This is a genomic window from Streptomyces griseoaurantiacus, from assembly GCF_036189845.1.
Classification (GTDB): domain Bacteria; phylum Actinomycetota; class Actinomycetes; order Streptomycetales; family Streptomycetaceae; genus Streptomyces; species Streptomyces griseoaurantiacus.
The window spans coordinates 2,243,418-2,259,609 of the sequence record NZ_CP108326.1 but is presented as its reverse complement, the minus strand read 5'-3'; the positions used below and the strand labels follow the sequence as shown (position 1 = coordinate 2,259,609).

Genomic DNA, 16,192 nt, shown 5'->3' with positions numbered 1-16,192 from the left:
CTATTCATACTGTCGTACGATGCGGCAATGCCCGAGCTCAGTCACCGCCGCCGCATGCTGGTGCTCGCGATCTGCTGCATGAGCCTGCTGATCGTGGGACTGGACAACACCGTCCTCAACGTCGCCCTGCCCTCGCTGCAGGAGGACCTGGACACCAGCACCTCGGGGCTGCAGTGGGCGATCGACGCCTACACCCTCGTCCTCGCCTCACTGCTCATGCTGGCCGGCTCCACCGCCGACCGGATCGGCCGCAAACGGGTCTTCCTCACCGGCCTCGCCGTGTTCACCGCCGGCTCCGCCCTGTGCTCCCTCGCCCCGAACCTCCAGACGCTCGTCGTCTTCCGCATGGTGCAGGCCGTCGGCGGCTCGATGCTCAACCCGGTCGCGATGTCGATCATCACCAACACCTTCACCGACCCCCGGGAACGCGCCCGCGCCATCGGCGCCTGGGGCGCCGTCATGGGCGTCTCCATGGCCGCCGGACCCCTCGTCGGCGGGCTGCTCGTGGAGTCGGTGGGCTGGCGGTCGATCTTCTGGCTCAACATCCCGGTCGGTTTCGCCGCGCTGCTGCTCACCCTGCGGTTCGTGCCCGAGTCGCGGGCGCCGAAGCCGCGCCGCCTCGACCCGCTCGGACAACTCATGGTCATCGCCCTCTTCGGCGCGCTGACCTACGCGATCATCGAGGTGCCGGACGCCGGGTTCCGCGCGGTACTGCCCTACGCCGTCCTCGCAGCGGCCGCCCTCGCCGGACTCCTGCTCTACGAGCCCCGGCGCGCCGAACCCCTCATCGACCTGCGATTCTTCCGCTCCGCGCCGTTCAGCGGGGCGACCGTCATCGCGATCAGCGCCTTCGCCTCGCTGGGCGGCTTCCTCTTCCTGACCACGCTCTACCTGCAGAACGTCCGCGGACTCGACGCCCTGCACGCGGGCCTGTGGATGCTTCCGATGGCCGTCCCGACCTGCCTGTGCGCACCGCTCTCCGGGCGGCTGGTCGGCAGCCGGGGCCCCCGGCTGCCGCTCATCCTCGCGGGCTGCGCGATGACCGCGTGCTGCGCCCTGTTCGCCGTCTTCGAGGCGGAGACCTCGAACGTGGCCCTGTTCCTCGGCTACGTGCTGTTCGGCATCGGCTTCGGCTTCGTCAATTCGCCGATCACCAACACCGCGGTGTCGGGGATGCCGAGGGAGCAGGCCGGGGTGGCGGCGGCGGTCGCCTCCACCAGCCGCCAGCTCGGACAGACCCTCGGCGTCGCGGTGGTCGGAGCGGTGCTGGCCTCCGGTGTGGGGGCCTCGCCCTACCGCGAGGCCTTCGTGTCGGCGGCCCGGCCGGGCTGGTGGATCCTCCTGGCCTGCGGGGCGCTGGTGCTGGTGCTGGGCGTGCTGACCACGGGCCGCTGGGCCCGGGGCACCGCCGAGCGCACGGCCCGTCGGCTGGCGGAACCCGGGGCGCGGGACACGGACGCGGGGGAGCGGGTGCGGGCCTGAGGGGCGCCGCGGGGTGTTGAGGCGCCCCCGCGATGCGGCGCCTCAGGGGGCGGGCCGGGGCGGCTGTGCCGCCGCGGCCACGTACGCCCACGCCTCGGCGAGGTTCGAGGCCGGGTCCGCGAGCGCATCGAGCACGAGCCGGCGATCGGTCCAGGGATCGAACGCGGCCCGTGCCTCCTCCACCGCCTCCCAGGTCGGTTCCTCGAAGCCCGGGATGTCCCGGGAACGGCCCTCGAGCCGCCGTCGGTGCACCGCCGGGTCCGAGCACACCACCTCGAGGAACACCACCGGCACCCCGTGGCGTCCGGCCAGGGTCCGCCACTGCCGACGGGCCGCCTCGACCGCGTTGACCGCGTCGACGATCACGCTCTGGCCGAGCGCCAGCACCCCGTCGGCCACCGCCTCGGCGACGAGATAGGCCGCCAGGCCCGTGGGCTGACCGTGCTCCACGCCGGCCCGCCACATCGCCGCCTCGACGGGATCGACCGACACGACCGGGGCCGGCAGCACCCGGCCGAGCGCCTCGGCGACCGAGCTCTTGCCCGCCGCGGGGAGACCGGCCATGGCGATCAGCATGCGCGCACTGTCCCACACCGGCGGTCCCGCCGACAGCACGTCCGGCGGTCCCGCCGACAGCACGTCCGGCGGTCCCGCCGACAGCACGTCCGGCGGTCCCGCCGGGGGGCCGCTCAGCCCTTCGCCGGGTGCGATCCGGTCGGGACCCGTACGCCCTCAGCCCTTGGACGGGTGCGGCGTGGATCCGTACGCCGTCAGGAAGCGGTCGCGGAAGGAGCTCATCCGCCACACCGGGGCGTCCTTCGCCGGGCGCAGGCCCTCCGTGAAGTGCCAGTCGGCGATCTTGTCCAGGACCTTCGGGTCCTTCGCCACGATCGACACCGGCACCTGGTGGTCGGCGCCGTCGCCGCTCACCTTCGCCACCGGCTGGTGGTCGCCGAGGAACACCAGCACCGTGTCCTTGTCGCCGTACCGCTGGAGGAACTGGGTCAGCGCCGTCACCGAGTACTGGATCGACCTGCCGTACTCCTGCTTCACCTTCGTGGAGTCGTAGAAGACGTCTCCCGGCCTCTTCCCCGCCTTCTCGATGGAGTCGTACACCGAGCCGTCGCCCACCTCGCCCCAGTCGACCATCTTCGGCACCGGCGCCCACGGCTGGTGGCTCGAGGTCAGGATGATCTCCGACATCAGCGGCTTGTCCCGCTTCTTGCCGTGCTCCAGGCGCTGGAACGCCTCCAGCGCGTACTGGTCCGGCATGGTCGACCAGCTGAACTTCGGCCCCTCGTAGCCCATCTGGAAGGCGTTGTAGACCTTGTCCAGCCCGTAGAACTTCGCCTCCGGCCAGCCCTTCTGGACCCCGGGCATGATGCCGACGGTGTCCCAGTCGCCGGTCTTCCGGAAAGCCTTCGTCAGGCTCAGGTGGTCGCTGTTGGTCACCGTCCGGTAGCGGTTCTGGTTGTCGATCCACAGGCCCGACAGGAACGTCGAGTGCCCGAGCCAGCTGCTGCCGCCGTACGTCGCCGACGTCAGCCAGCCGCTCCTCGCGTGGAAGCCCGACTTCGCCAGCGCCTCGGTGCTCGCGGCCAGGGTCTTGTTGACACCCGGTGCCATCACCGGGTCCTCGATCGCGCTGCGGCCGTAGCTCTCGATGAACGTGAACATCATGTCCTTGCCGCGCAGGTCCGGCACGAGCTGGGCGGGCGGGGTGTTGCCGAACGCGTCCGCCTTCGCCGTCTTCGCGAACTCGCGTTCGTCCCGCAGGGTGTCCCGCACCGCCTCGGCGCGGCTGCGGGCCAGCGCGATCGAGTGCTGGGAGGCGAGCGGCACGCCGTCGATCCGCAGGCCCAGGACCGCGCAGACCATCCACACCATGCTGAGGATCAGCAGCGTGCGGCCCGTGGTGTGACGGTGCCGGGCGAGCAGCTCGCCCAGCCGCACCACCGCGAGCGCGATCAGGACGATCAGGACGAGGACCAGCACCAGGGCCCCGAGCAGCACGGCCGTCGTGCCGCCCTTGCCCAGGGTGTCGTTCAGGTACGACTTGGCGTCGCCGAGCAGCGCCCAGTCGATCACGATGTCGAAGCGGCGGCCCAGGAACTCGTAGAACCCCATGTCGAAGAAGTTCAGGACCGTCAGCGCGCCGAGCCCGAGCCCGCACACCCAGGCCGCGAGCAGCCGCCACCGCCGGGGCAGCGTCACGAGGAGGGCCGCGCCGAACAGCGCCTCCACCGGGATACGGACGAACTGGGCGGGCCGCATGTGCATGCGGTTGGGCAGCAGCAGCGCCGCGAGCACGAGCACGGCGGCGAGCACGGTGACGCCGTCGCGCAGGACGCGGGCGGCGGTGGGGTGCCCCTCCCGCCAGGTCCGCCGGGCGGCGCGGAGGCGGGAGAGAGGGCCGGACGGAGCGGGGGCGGGGTCCGGGGTCGCGTCCGGGGCGGGGGTGGCGTCCGGGGCGCCGGGCACTGGGGCCGTGTCCCCGGCCTGGTCCGTTCGGTCTGCCCGCTCCGCGCCGTCCGCCGCGTCCGTCCGGGTCCCTTCCGCGACGGGTCCGGTGGCGTCCGCGACGGGTTCGGCGGCGCCCGCGACGGGTTCGGCGGCGCCCGGGGTGTCCGGCGTCCCGGACGCGGGTGTCTTCGGTGATGTCTCGGTCGGCGTCCCGGACGAGGGTGTCTCCGGCGACGTCTCGGCCGGAGCCTCGGACGAGGCTGCCTCCTGCGACGTCTCGGGTGCCGCGGGTTCCGCCGGTGTCGCCGCCGGTTCCTTCTCGTCCGCCGTTCGTCGCGTGTCCGTATTGAGAGGCACCCGCGGGTCCTTCCGTGCGCAGCCGTGTGAGTGGCGGGCCGCTCGGGGAGGCCGGGCCCGCCGTCCTCCCGTACGCGCCCCCGTCGGCCCGCGTTCAAGCCGGCACCCCCGCACCGGGCAAACACCCGGCAAACGCCGCGTCAATCCTTCTCCCCGGACGGTCTCCGGATGGTCTCCGGACGGTCTCGGGGCGCTCCTTCGGGCGTGCCGCGGGCAGTCCGTCCACACGTCCGCATGATGAAATCCGGGCCCCTCGAACGGCGTGATTCTCGCCACGCTTGATAGGGGTGACGCTCAGGTGAGCGGATCTTGAGTGCCTGTAAGTCTCGGAAGCGTGACACTCAGTGCCACCACCCCTCCCTTCAGCAGCTTTACATGGAGACGACTCTCGGCGCTCATGTGAGCGTTCAGTCGCCCTTTCGGGCTAGCTTCTCTTCAAGAAGTGAACGCATGTGCCCTCCCGCCTCCCTCCCGTACCTGCTTTCGATCCAGCGGCGGACGACTGGTTACGGGCGCATGACGCGCGAGTGGACGTACCCACGCACCTTCGATCTGGGTATGTTCCTCGCCGTCAGGGCAGCCCACCGCGTCCTCGAGGAGTCGAGACCGTGTCGGAAAACAAAGATCCTCACCTCACCGGGAACGCCGTCGAGGACGTGAAGTTCGTTTATGACTTCACCGAAGGCAACAAGGACCTCAAGGACCTTCTCGGCGGCAAGGGCGCGAACCTCGCCGAGATGACCAACCTCGGTCTCCCCGTCCCGCCCGGGTTCACCATCACCACCGAGGCCTGCAAGGTCTACCTCGACAGCGGCGAGGCACCCGCGGCACTGCGTGACGAGGTGAGTGCGCACCTCGACGCGCTGGAGCGCCGGATGGGCAAGAAGCTCGGCCAGGCGGACGACCCCCTCCTCGTCTCCGTACGCTCCGGGGCCAAGTTCTCCATGCCCGGCATGATGGACACCGTCCTCAACATCGGCCTGTCCGACGCCTCCGTGAAGGGGCTCGCCAAGCAGGCCGGCGACGAGCGCTTCGCCTGGGACTCCTACCGCCGGCTCATCCAGATGTTCGGCAAGACGGTCCTCGACGTCGACGGCGACCTCTTCGAGGACGCGCTGGAGGCGGCGAAGGCGGCCAAGAAGGTCGAGGTCGACACCGAGCTGGAGGCCGCCGACCTCAAGAAGCTGGTCACCACCTTCAAGAAGATCGTCAAGAAGGAGGCCGGCCGGGACTTCCCGCAGGACCCGCGCGCGCAGATGGACCTCGCCATCAGGGCGGTCTTCGACTCCTGGAACACCGAGCGCGCCAAGCTCTACCGGCGCCAGGAGCGCATCCCGCACGACCTCGGCACCGCCGTCAACATCTGCTCGATGGTCTTCGGCAACCTCGGCCCCGACTCCGGCACCGGCGTCGCCTTCACCCGCGACCCCGCCTCGGGACAGCAGGGCGTCTACGGCGACTACCTGCAGAACGCGCAGGGCGAGGACGTCGTCGCGGGCATCCGCAACACCGTCCCGCTCGCCGAGCTGGAGCGGATCGACAAGAAGTCCTACGACCAGCTCATGCAGATCATGGAGACGCTGGAGAACCACTACCTGGACCTCTGCGACATCGAGTTCACCATCGAGCGCGGCACCCTGTGGATGCTGCAGACCCGCGTCGGCAAGCGCACCGCCGGCGCCGCCTTCCGGATCGCCACCCAGCTCGTGGACCAGGGCCTGATCGACGAGGCGGAGGCCCTGCAGCGGGTCACCGGCGCCCAGCTCGCCCAGCTCATGTTCCCGCGCTTCGACGAGGACGCGAAGGTGCGGCAGCTCGGCCGGGGCATCGCGGCCTCACCCGGCGCGGCGGTCGGCAAGGCGGTCTTCGACTCGTACACCGCGATCAAGTGGTCCCGCTCGGGCGAGAAGGTCATCCTCATCCGCCGCGAGACCAACCCCGACGACCTGGACGGCATGATCGCCGCCGAGGGCATCCTCACCTCGCGCGGCGGCAAGACCTCGCACGCCGCCGTCGTCGCCCGCGGCATGGGCAAGACGTGCGTGTGCGGCGCCGAGGAACTGGAGGTCGACACCAAGCGGCGCTGTCTGACGGCGCCCGGCGGGGTGGTCGTGGAGGAGGGCGACCTGGTCTCCATCGACGGCTCCTCCGGCAAGGTCTACCTCGGCGAGGTGCCGGTCGTGCCCTCGCCGGTCGTGGAGTACTTCGAGGGCCGGATGCACGCGGGTGCCGACGACGCCGACGAACTCGTGGAGGCCGTCCACCGGATCATGGCCTTCGCCGACCGCAAGCGCCGGCTGCGCGTGCGGGCCAACGCGGACAACGCCGAGGACGCCCTGCGCGCCCGCCGCTTCGGCGCCCAGGGCATCGGCCTGTGCCGCACCGAGCACATGTTCCTCGGCGACCGCCGGGAGCTGGTCGAGCGTCTGATCCTCGCCGACTCCCAGGCCGAGCGCGAGGAGTCCCTGGCGCAGCTCCTGCCCCTGCAGAAGCGCGACTTCGTCGAGCTGTTCGAGGCGATGGACGGCCTCCCGGTGACGGTCCGTCTCCTCGACCCGCCGCTGCACGAGTTCCTGCCCGACATCACCGAACTCTCGGTGCGGGTCGCCCTCGCCGAGTCCCGCAAGGACCCGCACGAGAACGATCTGCGGCTGCTCCAGGCCGTGCACCGGCTGCACGAGCAGAACCCGATGCTCGGCCTGCGCGGCGTACGGCTCGGCCTGGTCATCCCCGGCCTGTTCACCATGCAGGTGCGGGCCATCGCCGAGGCGGCGGCCGAACGCCGGGCCGCCAAGGGTGACCCGCGCGCCGAGATCATGATCCCGCTCGTCGGCACGGTGCAGGAGCTGGAGATCGTCCGCGAGGAGGCCGACCAGGTCATCGCGGAGGTACAGGCCGCCACCGGCACCGAACTGAGGCTCGCGATCGGCACCATGATCGAGCTGCCGCGCGCCGCGCTGACCGCCGGGCAGATCGCGGAGGCCGCCGAGTTCTTCTCCTTCGGCACCAACGACCTGACCCAGACGGTGTGGGGCTTCAGCCGCGACGACGTCGAGGCGAGCTTCTTCACCGCCTACCTGGAGAAGGGCATCTTCGGGGTGTCGCCCTTCGAGACGATCGACCAGGACGGCGTCGGCTCCCTGGTCAGGTCGGCGGTGAAGGCGGGCCGCGAGACCCGGCCCGATCTGAAGCTCGGCGTGTGCGGCGAGCACGGCGGTGACCCGGAGTCCGTCCACTTCTTCCACGAGGTGGGCCTCGACTACGTCTCCTGCTCCCCGTTCCGCATCCCCGTCGCCCGTCTTGAGGCCGGCCGCGCGGCCTCCTCCTCGCGGGGCAGCGACCACCGCTGACCCCGCCGCCGACCCCGGGGCCCGGGTCCCCGACCGAACCGACCCGGGCCCCGGTCCTTCCCCCCACCCCGAACGCCGGGGCCCGGGTTCCCTGACCGAACCGCCGGGTCCCGGCCCCGGGTCCCCACCGGACCCACCGTCCCGGAACCGCCACCACCCGCGCCCCGCCCCTCACCGGCGCGGCGGCGGTTCCGCCCCCGGGAGGCGGCACCCCTTGTGCGGAGGGGTGCCGCCTCCTTCACGTGCGCGAGACGGGTCACCCGGCCAGGAGCCGCTCACCGAGGTCCCACAGGCGGCGGGCCGAGGCGGGATCGGCGGCGTGCGGTGCCAGGTCGGAGGTGACGTCGCCGACGGCGAGCATCTCCGCGGTGAGGGGGCGGGCGTCGACCGGGGCGATGTCGGCGTTCTTCAGGTAGACGCCGCCGACGCCGTCGAGCACGGGGCTCGCCGCCGCGAACACGATGGTGGCCGCGGCCTGCTCCGGGGTCTTCTTCTCACGCTCGGGATCGATGACCGGCTCACCGTCCTCGCCGATCAGCCCCATGGCACGCAGCTGCGTCAGGTCGTGGAGGGCTTCGGACCCCTTGCGCAGGGACGTGATGACGGAGATGCCCGGGTGCAGGCTGTAGCCGCGGATGCCGTCGGCGGCCCAGCGGCGGTCCAGTTCGCCCGCGAAGAGGACCAGGGCCGTCTTGGACTGGCCGTAGGCGAGGTCGCTGTCGTAGCCGCGGGCGAAGTGCGGATCGTCCCAGCGGATGTCGCTCAGGCGGTGGCTGCCGGAGGCCACGTTGACGACCCGGGCGCCGTGCGCGGCCCGCAGGGCGGGCAGCAGGCCGAGGGTGAGCTGGAAGTGGCCGAGGAAGGCGACGGCGAAGGTGGTCTCGTAACCGCGCGCGTCCACGACGCGCTCCCGGTGGAAGACGGTCGCGTTGTTGATCAGGACGTGCAGCGGTCGGCCGGAGCGCGTCCAGCGGGCCGCGAGGGCGTCGACCGACCGCGGGTCGAGCAGGTCCAGCTGCTCGACGCGGACGCCGTCCAGACCGGCCACCGCACGTGCCGCGGCGCCGGTGTCGCGGGCCGCCACGGTGACGAGGGCGCCGGCCCTGCTGAGCGCCTCGGTGCTCGCCAGGCCCAGCCCGCGGTGGCCGCCGGTAATGAGGACGTTCCGGCCGGTCAGGTCGAGGCCCGCGAGGACCTCCTCGGCGGTGGAGAACGCGGTGAAGCCCGAACCGAGGGGCCGCTGGAGTTCCAGGATGCTGGTCATGTCACCCAGCCTGCACCCGCGGGACTGAACGGAGAATGCTTGACCGGACACATTTTCTTCGCGAGAGTTCAGGCATGGCCATCGATCACCTGTCCGAGATCTTCGACGTCCTCGAGGTCCGCGGACAGCTCTCCGGCGCGTTCGCGGTGCGCGGGCGCTGGGTCACGCAGGCGGCCGTCACCAGCCCGCTCAAGCTGTCGGTGATGGTCCGCGGCCGCTGCCTGCTGTCGACCGACGGACTCGCCGCCCCGCTCACGATGGAGGCGGGCGACGTGGCCATCCTGACCGGCCGCTCCTGGCTGCGCGCCGAGGGCGGCACCGGCGACGAACCCCCGCGCGAGTTCCTGCCCCGGCCCGGCGACTACGCCCTGCGCGTCGACGGCGCGGACTTCGCCGTCGACGACGTCGTCCTCGGCGGTCACGTCGAGCTCGACCCGGCCGGTGCGGCACTGGTGACGCAGGCACTGCCGCCGGTGGCGCACGTCCGCGCCGCCGACGCCGCCGCCCCGGCCCTGCGCGCCTGCGTCGACCGGCTGGTCGAGGAGGTCACCGGCGACCGGCCCGGTGCCGCCTTCGCCGTGCGCCAGCACGCCCAACTGCTGCTCCTGGAAGTGCTCCGGGCCTACCTCGACCGGGCCGAGCCGCCGCCGGGATGGCTGCGGGCACTGACCGACGAGCGGCTGCGTCCCGCGCTGACGCTCCTGCACGAGGACCCCGGACGTCCCTGGGGCCTGGCGGAGCTGGCCCGCGCGGCGGCGATGTCACGGACCTCGTTCGCCGTGCGCTTCCGCGCGGTGGCGGGAGTCCCCCCGCTGACCTACCTCAACTCCTGGCGGATGCTGCTGGCCCGGCGGGCCCTGCGCGAGGAGGACGTCCGGATCGGCGCACTCGCCGCCCGGCTCGGCTACACCTCGGAGAGCGCCTTCAGCACCGCCTTCAAGCGGGAGGTCGGCGAGGCACCCGTGCGCTACCGGCGCCGGTACCGCACGGCGGTCTGACCGCGGGCGCCGCGGGCCCCGCTGCCCCGGCCCCGCTGCCCCGGCCCCGCACGGGCCCGGCCGGTCGGGGTCGGCCACGCATGCGCCGCCGTCCCCCGGGCACCCGCGAGGCCGGGCCCGGTCGGCGAGGGCGGCCGGCGCAGGGGAGGAGGACGGGTGTTCGAGGGGTTCGAGACCGGGCGGTTCGACGTCGGGGACGCCTCGGTGTTCGTGCGGTACGGCGGGGAGGGACCGCCGGTGGTGCTGCTGCACGGGCATCCGCGGACCTCGGCGACCTGGCACCGGGTCGCCCCGCTGCTCGTGCGCCAAGGGTTCACCGTCATCTGCCCGGACCTGCGGGGATACGGACGCTCCACCGGGCCGGCGCCCACCGCCGACCACTTCGGGCACTCCAAGCGGGCCGCCGCCGGCGACGTGCTCGCCGGCGTACGCGCGCTCGGCCACACCCGGTTCGCGCTCGCGGGCCACGACCGGGGCGGCGCCGTCGCGCTGCGCCTCGCGCTCGACCACCCCGAGGCCGTCTCGCGCGTGGCGCTGCTCGACTGCCTGCCGCTCTCCGAACACCTCGCCCGTGTCACGGCCGAGTTCGCCACGCAGTGGTGGCACTGGTTCTTCTTCGCCCAGCCGGACATTCCCGAACGCGTCATCAACGCCGACCCGGACGCCTGGTACCGCGGCGACCCGGACCTCATGGGACGGGAGAACCACGAAGAGTGGCGGGCGGCCACCAGGAACCCGGACGTGGTGCGGGCCATGCTGGAGGACTACCGGGCCGGACTCACCGTCGACAGACGGCACGAGGAGGAGGACCGGGCCGCCGGGAAGCTCCTGAGGTGCCCGGCCCTCGTCCTCTGGTCGCTCCGCGACGACCTGGAGGACCTGTACGGGGACCCGCGGGAGATCTGGCGGCGCTGGGCCCCCGACCTGCGCGGCCACGGCATCGACTCCGGGCACCACGTCGCCGAGGAGGCCCCCGAGGCCCTCGCGGCCTCCCTCTCGGAGTTCTTCGCCGCCCCGACCGGGTGAACGGTCCCCGCACGCCCGCCCCGCACCGCCTCACACCCGCCCCGTCCGCCTGAGCGGCCCCCTCACACCCGCCCCGCCCCCTCACTGAGGGCAGCGTTCCTCCGGGGAAACAGAGGGGATGCGGTCGGGTAACACCCGCGACGCACGCTCTCGGGCATGACCTCGGATGCGCGTGTGGTGGTGATCGGGGCCGGGCTCGCGGGAATCGCGCTCGCCCGGCGACTCGGCGAACTCGGCGTGTCCGCGCTGGTCGTGGGGGAGGAGGAGCACCCCCCGTACAACCGGGTGCTGCTCGCCGAGGTGCTGGCCGGGCGGTACGCGCCCGAGGTGATCGCACTGCCCGGCACGGGCGTGGAGACGGTGCGCGCCCGGGTCACCGGGATCGACCGGGACGCGCGGCGCCTGCGGTGCGCCGACGGCGGCGGGATCGGCTACGGCACGCTCGTCCTCGCCACCGGCTCCAACCCCGTACTGCCGCCCCTGCGCGGGCTGTTCACCACCCGCGACCGGCTCCCCGAGGGCGTGCACGCCTTCCGCACCATGGACGACTGCCTCGGGCTCGCCCGTGCCGTGCGCCCCGGCGTGCGCGCCGTCGTGATCGGCGGGGGACTGCTCGGGGTGTCCGCCGCCCGCGCCCTGGCCGCGCGCGGCGCCCAGGTCGTCCTCGCCCAGCAGTCCGAGCGGCTGATGGAACGCCAGCTCGACCCGCTCTCCTCCGGACTGGTCCGGCGCCACCTCGCCGGACTCGGCGTGGAGATCCACACCGAGACCCGGGTACGCGACGTGCGCTGCCCCGAGGGCGCGGTCCGCTCGGTGGAACTCGCCGACGGCTACCGGCTCGACACCGACCTCGTCGTCCTGGCCTGCGGGGTCCGCCCCCGCACCGGACTCGCCGAGGACGCCGGACTCGACGTCCGCACGGGCGTCCTCGTCGACGAGGAACTGCGCACCAGCGACCCGCGCGTCCACGCGATCGGCGACTGCGCCGAGCACGACGGAACGGTGTACGGCCTGGCCGCGCCCGCCCTCGAACAGGCCGAGGTCCTCGCCGGCCTGCTCTCGGGCGCCGACGCCACCGCCCGCTACACCGGCACCCGCTCCCTGACCCGGCTCACCCTGGCCGGCACGGGCACGGGCACGGGCACGGGCGCCGGCACCCCGCCCGCGGCCGGCTCCCTCATCGGCACCGGCCCCCCGGCCGGGCCCGGGGAGACGGCCGGGCACCGCGCCACCCTCGACCTCGCCGCCTTCGGCGACCCCGAGACCCGCCCCGGCGACGACGTCGTCCAGCTCGCCGACGCCACCCGCGGCACCTACCGCAAGGTCGTCGTCCGCGAGGACCGCGTCGTCGGCGGGGTCCTCGTCGGCGAACTCGGCACCGTCGGCGCGCTCGCCCGCGCCTGGGAGGGAGCGGAGCCGCTCCCCGACGGCACCCCCCTGCTCCACCTGCTCACCAACGACGGAGGCTCCTGATGACCACCACACCCGAGGCCGGCCCCACGCTCGTGCTCGTCGGCCACGGCATGGTCGGCCAGCGCTTCCTCGAGGCGCTCGCCGCACGCGGGCTCACCGCCACGCACCGCGTGGTCGTGCTGTGCGAGGAACCCCGCCCCGCCTACGACCGGGTCCAGCTCACCTCCTACTTCTCCGGCCGCACCCCCGAGGAGCTGTCCCTCACCGACACGGCCTTCCTCGCCGAGCACGGCATCGAGATGCACCTCGGCGACCCCGCCGAGCGCGTCGACCGCGAGGCCCGCACCGTCACCGCCCGCTCCGGACTGACCCTCGCCTACGACACGCTCGTCCTGGCCACCGGCTCCTACCCCTTCGTCCCGCCGGTGCCCGGCAAGGACGCCGAGGGCTGCTTCGTCTACCGCACGATCGAGGACCTGCTCGCCATCGAGGAGTACGCGAAGCGGCACGCCACCACCGGCGCCGTCGTCGGCGGCGGGCTCCTCGGCCTGGAGGCGGCCGGCGCGCTCAAGGGGCTCGGACTGAGCACCCACGTCGTGGAGTTCGCGCCCCGCCTCATGCCCGTCCAGGTCGACGACGGCGGCGGCGCCGCCCTGCTGCGCACCATCGAGGAGATGGGGCTGTCCGTCCACACGGGTGTCGGCACCCAGGAGGTCCTCACCGGCGACTCGGGCGCCGTCACCGGCATGAAGCTGTCCGACGGCTCCACGCTCGACACCGACCTCGTCGTGTTCAGCGCCGGCGTCCGCCCCCGCGACCAGCTCGCCCGCGAGGCCGGACTGGCCGTCGGCGAACGCGGCGGGATCAGCGTCGACGCCCAGTGCCGCACCGTCACCGACCCGCACGTCTTCGCCATCGGCGAGTGCGCGCTCGCCGTCGACGGACGGGTGTACGGGCTGGTCGCGCCCGGCTACGAGCAGGCCGAGACGGCCGCCGCGGCCCTCGCCGCCGACGAGACCGAGGAGCGCGCGTTCACCGGCGCCGACCTCTCCACCAAGCTCAAACTGCTCGGCGTGGACGTCGCCTCCTTCGGCGACGCCCACGGCACCGCCGAGGACTGCCTCGACGTCGTCTACTCCGACTCCCGCGCCGGCCTGTACAAGAAGCTCGTCATCGGCCGCGACGGCACCCTCCTCGGCGGCATCCTCGTCGGCGACGCCGAGGCCTACGGCACCCTGCGCGCCCTGACCGGCTCGGTGCCCCCGCTCGCCCCCGAGACCCTCGTCCTGCCGGCCGGCACGGGAGCCCCCGCCCAGCTCGGGCCCTCCGCGCTGCCCGACGAGGCCGTCATCTGCTCCTGCCACAACGTCACCAAGGGCACCATCCGCGGCGCCGTCACCGCACACTCCTGCACCTCCGTGCCCGAGGTGAAGAAGTGCACCAGGGCCGGCACCGGCTGCGGAAGCTGCGTCAAGGTGCTCGGCCAGATCGTCGAGGCCGAGCTGGAGGCGAGCGGCGTCGAGGTCGACAAGGGCCTGTGCGGCTGCTTCGCGCAGACCCGCGAGGAGCTCTACGAGACCGTCCTCGCCCTGCGCATCGACTCCTACCAGGATCTGCTGGACCGGTACGGCCGCGAGGAGGCCCGCGGCGGCGAGGGCTGCGACATCTGCAAGCCCGCCGTCGCCTCGATCATCGCCTCCCTCGCCCCGGCCATAGGCGCCGGCGGCCACATCCTCGACGGGGAGCAGGCCGCGCTGCAGGAGACCAACGACCACTTCCTCGCCAACCTGCAGAAGAACGGCTCCTACTCGGTCGTCCCGCGCATCCCCGGCGGCGAGATCAGCCCCGAGAAGCTCATCGTGATCGGCGAGATCGCCCGCGACTTCGGCCTCTACACGAAGATCACCGGCGGCCAGCGCATCGACCTGTTCGGTGCCCGCGTCGAACAGCTCCCGCTCATCTGGACCCGCCTGGTCGACGCCGGCTTCGAGTCCGGACACGCCTACGGCAAGGCGCTGCGCACCGTGAAGTCCTGCGTGGGGCAGACCTGGTGCCGCTACGGTGTCCAGGACTCCGTCCGCATGGCGATCGACCTGGAGCTGCGCTACCGGGGCCTGCGCGCCCCGCACAAGCTGAAGTCCGCCGTCTCCGGCTGCGCCCGCGAGTGCGCCGAGGCCCAGTCCAAGGACTTCGGCGTCATCGCCACCGCGAACGGCTGGAACCTGTACGTTGGCGGCAACGGCGGCGCCACCCCGCGCCACGCCGACCTCCTCGCCCAGGACCTCTCGGACGCCGAACTGATCCGCCTGATCGACCGGTTCCTGATGTTCTACATCCGCACCGCCGACCGGCTGGAGCGCACCAGCGTCTGGCTGGACCGGATCCCCGGCGGCCTCGACCACGTGCGGGACGTCGTCGTGCACGACTCCCTCGGCATCTGCGCGGAGCTGGAGTCCCTGATGGCGGCGCACGTCGCGCACTACCGCGACGAGTGGGCCGACACCATCGACGACCCGGAGAAGCTCGCCCGGTTCGTGTCCTTCGTCAACGCCCCCGACACCCCCGACCCGGTCGTCGCCTTCGTCCCCGAGCGCGACCAGATCAAGCCCGACCTGCCCCTGCTCACCCTCGGCCTCCCTCCCCGAGCCCTCGGCCCCGCCCGAGCAGGGGAGACCCCGTTCCTGGAAGGAGCCCAGCGATGACCCTGGCCCCCGAGACGACCGACCTGAAGATCCAGCTCAGACTGGCGGAGGACTGGCTCACCGTCTGCGACCTGGGCACGCTCACCCCCGGGCGCGGAGTGGCCGCCCTGCTCCCCGACGGCCGCCAGGCCGCCCTCTTCCGGGACCGGTCCGGACGCCTGTACGCGATCGGCAACCGCGACCCGTTCACCGGCGCCGCGGTCCTCTCCCGGGGCCTGACCGGCACCCACGCCGGCCGCCCCTACGTCGCCTCCCCGCTCCTCAAGCAGCGCTTCGACCTGGAATCGGGGCAGTGCCTGGACGACGAGAGCGTGCGCGTCCCGGCGTACGAGGTGCGGGCGGCGGTCTGACGGGCGGGGCCGGCGCCGCCGGCCCTCACCGGCTGCCGGTCAGGTGGGCGAAGACGACCACGTTGCCCCGGTAGCCGGTCGCCCGCGAGTAGCCGCCGCCGCAGGTGATCACCCGCAGCTCGGGGCGGGCGGCGGCACCGTACACCTTCTCGTCGGGGAAGTTCTTCGCCTCGTACACCTCGACCGCGTCCACCGTGAACTCGGCGACGGTGCCGTCGCGCCGGTCCACCTCGACGGAGCTGCCCTTCTTCAGGGCGCCCAGGTCGTAGAAGACGGCGGGCCCCTCGGCGTTGTCGACGTGCCCGGCGACGATCGCGGTGCCCCGCTCGCCCGGGGTGGTGCCGGCCTCGTACCAGCCGGCCAGGTTCTTCCGGTCCGCGGGCGGCACGTCGAGGCTGCCGGACTTCGTCAGGCCCAGCCCCATCAGCGGGGCGTTCACGCGGATCGACGGGATGCGGACGCGGTCGGGCGGCGAGGGCGGCAGGGCCGGGGCCGCGGCGCCCGGCCGGTCGGTCCCGGTGGCGGCCTGCGCGGCCGAGGGCTGCGGGGGCGGCGCGGGGGTTCCGGCGGCGCCGTGCAGCAGCCAGGTGCCGGAACCGAGGGCGAGCAGGGTCACGGCCGCTATCGCGGAGTTTCCTATTCTGCGCACGGGGCGCCCCTTCCGTCGGCCCCCTCTTCGTGTACGGCGGAGCGTGGACCCGTGCGGCCCGCCTCCCCCCGCCGGACCCGCGAGGGGCGGGCGGGGCCGGAGGGGGAGGGGACCGTGCGGTACCGGCGGACGGACAGC

At 73.1% G+C, this 16,192-nt stretch carries 11 protein-coding genes; 7 read left to right on the top strand and 4 right to left on the bottom strand.

The annotated features are described in order from the left end of the window. Positions 1–27 precede the first annotated feature (27 nt). Positions 28–1,482: an MFS transporter gene (locus tag OHB09_RS10105; RefSeq protein ID WP_234527901.1), complete on the top strand. Its 1,455-nt coding sequence runs from the start codon at positions 28–30 to the stop codon at positions 1,480–1,482. Positions 1,483–1,524: 42 nt separating this feature from the next. Here the strand turns inward: OHB09_RS10105 and OHB09_RS10100 are convergent, their stop codons facing one another. Together OHB09_RS10100 and OHB09_RS10095 are read right to left on the bottom strand one after the other, a co-directional pair. Beyond that, the gene (locus tag OHB09_RS10100) at positions 1,525–2,058 is read right to left on the bottom strand and encodes an AAA family ATPase (protein WP_328918999.1); all 534 of its coding nucleotides are present in this window, start codon (positions 2,056–2,058) and stop codon (positions 1,525–1,527) included. Between the two features lie 156 nt (positions 2,059–2,214). Beyond that, a complete protein-coding gene (locus OHB09_RS10095; protein WP_328921863.1) occupies positions 2,215–3,963 on the bottom strand; it encodes an alkaline phosphatase family protein in 1,749 nt (582 codons plus the stop codon). 947 nt (positions 3,964–4,910) lie between these two features. Here OHB09_RS10095 and ppdK point away from each other — a divergent pair. Further along, positions 4,911–7,652, top strand: coding sequence for a pyruvate, phosphate dikinase (gene ppdK / locus OHB09_RS10090; RefSeq protein WP_319351871.1), 2,742 nt, complete (start codon positions 4,911–4,913; stop codon positions 7,650–7,652). Positions 7,653–7,908: 256 nt separating this feature from the next. Here the strand turns inward: ppdK and OHB09_RS10085 are convergent, their stop codons facing one another. Continuing rightward, entirely contained in the window at positions 7,909–8,916 is a 1,008-nt protein-coding gene (locus OHB09_RS10085; RefSeq protein WP_328921862.1) for an SDR family NAD(P)-dependent oxidoreductase, read from the bottom strand. A gap of 74 nt (positions 8,917–8,990) precedes the next feature. On the opposite strand from OHB09_RS10085, the gene OHB09_RS10080 reads away from it, so the two are divergent. The 5 genes from OHB09_RS10080 to nirD all read left to right on the top strand — a co-directional run bounded on the left by OHB09_RS10080 (position 8,991) and on the right by nirD (position 15,405). Further along, positions 8,991–9,914: an AraC family transcriptional regulator gene (locus OHB09_RS10080; RefSeq protein ID WP_040893482.1), complete on the top strand. Its 924-nt coding sequence runs from the start codon at positions 8,991–8,993 to the stop codon at positions 9,912–9,914. A 156-nt stretch (positions 9,915–10,070) separates the two neighbouring features. Beyond that, complete coding sequence (locus tag OHB09_RS10075) at positions 10,071–10,940, top strand: alpha/beta hydrolase (RefSeq protein WP_328921861.1); 870 nt, start codon at positions 10,071–10,073, stop codon at positions 10,938–10,940. Positions 10,941–11,096: 156 nt separating this feature from the next. After that, entirely contained in the window at positions 11,097–12,413 is a 1,317-nt protein-coding gene (locus OHB09_RS10070; RefSeq protein ID WP_328921860.1) for an NAD(P)/FAD-dependent oxidoreductase, read from the top strand. Further along, complete coding sequence (nirB, locus tag OHB09_RS10065; RefSeq protein WP_328921859.1) at positions 12,413–15,055, top strand: nitrite reductase large subunit NirB; 2,643 nt, start codon at positions 12,413–12,415, stop codon at positions 15,053–15,055. The genes OHB09_RS10070 and nirB overlap by 1 nt, the downstream gene beginning before the upstream one ends. After that, a complete protein-coding gene (gene nirD, locus OHB09_RS10060; RefSeq protein WP_006137536.1) occupies positions 15,052–15,405 on the top strand; it encodes a nitrite reductase small subunit NirD in 354 nt (117 codons plus the stop codon). The genes nirB and nirD overlap by 4 nt, the downstream gene beginning before the upstream one ends. Before the next feature lie 25 nt (positions 15,406–15,430). On the opposite strand, the gene OHB09_RS10055 is transcribed toward nirD, so the two are convergent. Continuing rightward, entirely contained in the window at positions 15,431–16,054 is a 624-nt protein-coding gene (locus OHB09_RS10055; RefSeq protein ID WP_006137537.1) for a class F sortase, read from the bottom strand. Positions 16,055–16,192 lie beyond the last annotated feature (138 nt).